Origin of the sequence: Paracoccus beibuensis (assembly GCF_026162625.1) — a bacterium.
In the GTDB taxonomy this organism is placed as follows: Bacteria; Pseudomonadota; Alphaproteobacteria; order Rhodobacterales; family Rhodobacteraceae; genus Paracoccus; species Paracoccus beibuensis.
This window is the reverse complement of sequence record NZ_JAOTBD010000076.1, coordinates 1-3,336: the sequence shown is the minus strand read 5'-3', so window position 1 is coordinate 3,336 and position 3,336 is coordinate 1. Positions and strand designations below refer to the sequence as shown.

Here is a 3,336-nt window from a genome sequence, read left to right as displayed (position 1 = left end):
AAGCTCACCGTCGCGACGGATGTCAGCGTCCATTTCTGCAGTCCCAAAAGCCCTTGGCAGCGCGGCAGCAACGAAAACACCAACGGGTTCTTTCGCCGATACGTCCCGAACGGGACAGACCGATCCGTCCACACTCGAAGCGACCTCGACCACGTTGCCCTGCGACTCAACACACGGCCACGCACAACGCTTGGCTTCCAGACGCCGGCTGATACCTTCGAACGAGCCGTTGCGCTGACCGGTTGAACCCACCGGTGCTTTTTTCAAGCTCGAGTCCCCGGACCCGTCAGTGCTGTTAGGTCGGGACGTAAAGGCAATGCGGCAGGGTCTTCTCGAAGACATTCGTCCTGTCGCCAAGAACACGCCGGTCCCGACCGCCGCGGTGACCCGCATCTTTCCTGCGACCATGACCAGGGTGACCTCGCCTTCGCCGGTGGCCTCGCCGGCTGTCTGCCCCGCTCGCAGCCGAAACAGCGTGAAGCCGACATGGCGTCATCCGGCATCCGCTGGATGCACGCCAAACGCTTCTGGCCTACGTCGCTCAGACGTTACCGCAAGTTTGCTGACAGTATGACGAGGAACGAAAGAGGTCGCTTCGTTCGTACCAGTTTTGCGCCGCCTCGGTTCCCGACTTCGACGGCGCCTCACTCATCAGAGGCCGACCGTTGAAGGTGGCTTCGATGTCATCCAAGATCAGGCCAGCCATGGCGTCGTGGGTCTCGACCGTGCCCGACGCTTGCGGCGACGGGGTAAAGTTCGGCCACGAGGTCAGGCGCGGATCTGGATCAGGCTCGGAGGCAAAGACGTGCAGTGCGGTGCCACCCAGGCGGCCGCCGGAAGGTGCCGCGATCAATGCGTCTTCGTCGACCACAGATCCGCGCGCCGCGTTCACCAGCAGCCCGTCGGGCCCAAGTGCAGGACCGGGGCCTTAATCCCCTCGCCCCCCTCCACCGCCACGGCAACCCCCACCATGTCGCTTTCGCACGCCGGTCCGACCAAGGTGGGAACCGCGCGCCATGGCAAGGCCTTCGGACTGCGGTTCCAGTATGCGACTGCAAGGTCGAGCGTCTCCGCCACCTTGTGCCCGATGGCCCCGATGCCAACGATGCCCAGTCTGCGGCCGCGATGCTCCCTGCCGAACGGAAATGCACCCACCTTCGCCCATGATCTGTCGTGTACCCTGGCATCGGCGGCCTTAGCAGGCCGTTGAAATATCCGCCGAACGGGACGTTTTTCCCGTCTTGGCGATCGATGAGGATCATGGTCGGGGTCTTCGGCACTGGAAGGCATGGGTGCCTCATGGGTGCCTGATGCCCGGTCCGGTGATTGCGCCCCCAGCAACCGAGGCCGCCGGGCCAGGTTGTTGGCCGCCATTGTCAGGATGAAGCGGGACCTCAGCCATTCGACACCGCGGCAAACGGTCTGGGCCATGCCGCCGATGGCCTTGGCGCGGCCGAAGGGCTCCTCTCCGCTTCCGGTGCCTGATGGAGAAGGCATAGCCTTGGTGTCGGGTGGTGCGTCCGTCGACTGCCGAATGCCGCGGCGCAGATCGGCCACGACGCCGGCGGCATCATGGGCCTTGTCAGCTTCCGGGTTGAGCCAGAGTGACGATGCGCCATATCAAGCGCGGCCTTCCGTTCGGCATGACCGTCGGCCTGGGTCAGGTCACCCTGGACAACCAGCCCCTGGCGGTTCTCCAGCGCATGCCCCATGAAACAGGGCATTGCGCCCGCGCCAGGCGGTTCCTGTAAAGCCGTGCCTCCGGGTCGTGGAGGCACGGGTTGCGTTGGAGCGCTTCCCGCCCTTGAAGTCGACCTCGTCGTTGGAGCAGTCTCGGAGCTGGTCTCGGCGGTTGGCGTGTCGGGGCTCACAGCGGGGGTATCACCCTAGGGGCGGGCCGCCGTGACCCTCGTCATCGGGCGGCGTGCCCTCTGCCTTCAGCTTGAAGCCCTTCGACGCCCAGGCCTTGAACGTGCCATCGACCGGGAAATGATCGTCCGACAGGAACGGCGCGACCTGGTGGTGCTCGCCGCCATCACCTTGCGCGACATCCCGGTCGTCGGCAGCCGGCTGCGGTTCCTGGTGGACACGGTCGGCCTTCGGCCCGGGGCCTCGCCCGTTCAGGGCTGACGCCCTTCACCCCAGACGGGGTCATCGATGAAGCCCCACGGACCAGCGGAACAGCAGGTTATACTGCATCTGCTCCATCAGCTGCCGCTCGGAGCGAACCGGAAACAGGATCTGGAGCAGGCCGGCCCGGATCAGCCGCTCCGGCGCGATCGAGGGGCGACCGAAGTCGGTGCAAAGCCCTTCGAACTCGGCATCCAGGCTGGCCGGCGCGTCATTCACGACCTGCCGGATCTTCCGCAACGGGTGCCGCGCGGGAATGCGGCGCTCAAGATCGATAGCTGAACAGCGACCGGCTCTATTCGTCCGCTCCGCGCATGATGACCCCCGCCGTCTTCCTCCAGGCAACGGATCATGTTCTGCAAACCGCCTCGAGAGCCGACTGTTTCAGCGGCCTGTTAGATACACTCCCTTAACGTTCTCCACTGCAACCCGCCAATCAGGACGGTCATTCCTCACCAGCGCCTCAAGTTCTTCAAAGGAGAGGTCGATCTCGTCGAAGCTCGGGAAAGCCAGTCCGGCATAGGCTTCACGCAGAGATTCGCTGACGGTGAAACCCACATGGTGCGCTCCCATACGGGGTCGGGTCGTGCGATTGCGATAGGGAGAGTGAAGCTATAGCCGTCCGGCGAATCCCGCGCCCTGATCCGTTGATTCCACATCGCAACGAACGGGGTGCCTTGCAAGGACCCGAAAGACGCCACCAAACAACCAAGTGTCGGGTTGATGGAAGAACTGGATGAGCGAGAAGATGAGCGGACGGTTAAAATCGTTGCGTCCGGGCCTGTATTCTTGCCAACCCCGCCATTCGTCTCGGCTCCGCGCCCAGACTTCAAGTGGCTGAGAATGCTGATTGTAGCGAGCGAAGTGCAGTTTGTAATCGCGCGGGTTTTCGACGGGCCATATATCGCAAAGAAAAATTGTCATGTGCCGATGGTGCAGCAGTTGCCGGCGGATGACCGGTCCTTGCTGTGCAAGCGGCGCATCCGGGCCGGATACCTCGTCCAGCCAGTGCAGCTGATATCCCTTTTCCAGCCGCAGAAGAGCGGCTGGCAGGGTTCAGCATCAGGACAAGAGGCGTTATTGCCCGAGATCTCGCGGCATCAGGGCTTCGGGCAGGTTTTGGTAGCAGACCGGGCGCAGGAAGCGGCGGATCGACAGCGTGCCGACCGAGGTGGCGCCGAAATTGGTGCTGGCGGGGTATGGGCC

General features: G+C 63.7%; 5 protein-coding genes and 1 pseudogene. 2 read left to right on the top strand and 4 right to left on the bottom strand.

Annotation, left to right across the window (positions count from 1 at the left end; translation table 11 throughout):
- A partial coding sequence (locus OC159_RS19705; RefSeq protein WP_407674163.1) for a transposase occupies positions 1-246 on the top strand: 246 nt, incomplete at its 5' end.
- A gap of 295 nt (positions 247-541) precedes the next feature.
- Here OC159_RS19705 and OC159_RS19695 read toward each other — a convergent pair.
- The 4 genes and pseudogenes from OC159_RS19695 to OC159_RS19680 all read right to left on the bottom strand — a co-directional run bounded on the left by OC159_RS19695 (position 542) and on the right by OC159_RS19680 (position 2,688).
- The gene (locus OC159_RS19695) at positions 542-892 is read right to left on the bottom strand and encodes an NAD(P)-dependent oxidoreductase (protein WP_265502930.1); all 351 of its coding nucleotides are present in this window, start codon (positions 890-892) and stop codon (positions 542-544) included.
- A complete protein-coding gene (locus tag OC159_RS19690) occupies positions 889-1,290 on the bottom strand; it encodes an NAD(P)-dependent oxidoreductase (RefSeq protein ID WP_265502931.1) in 402 nt (133 codons plus the stop codon). Before OC159_RS19690 ends, OC159_RS19695 begins: the two co-directional genes overlap by 4 nt.
- A 39-nt stretch (positions 1,291-1,329) precedes the next feature.
- A pseudogene (locus tag OC159_RS19685) lies at positions 1,330-2,416 on the bottom strand (transposase); the annotation flags it as partial.
- A 98-nt stretch (positions 2,417-2,514) separates the two neighbouring features.
- The gene (locus OC159_RS19680) at positions 2,515-2,688 is read right to left on the bottom strand and encodes a hypothetical protein (RefSeq protein ID WP_265502929.1); all 174 of its coding nucleotides are present in this window, start codon (positions 2,686-2,688) and stop codon (positions 2,515-2,517) included.
- Positions 2,689-2,853: 165 nt separating this feature from the next.
- On the opposite strand from OC159_RS19680, the gene OC159_RS19675 reads away from it, so the two are divergent.
- On the top strand, positions 2,854-3,336 hold a 483-nt coding region (locus OC159_RS19675; RefSeq protein WP_265502932.1), incomplete at its 3' end, for a hypothetical protein.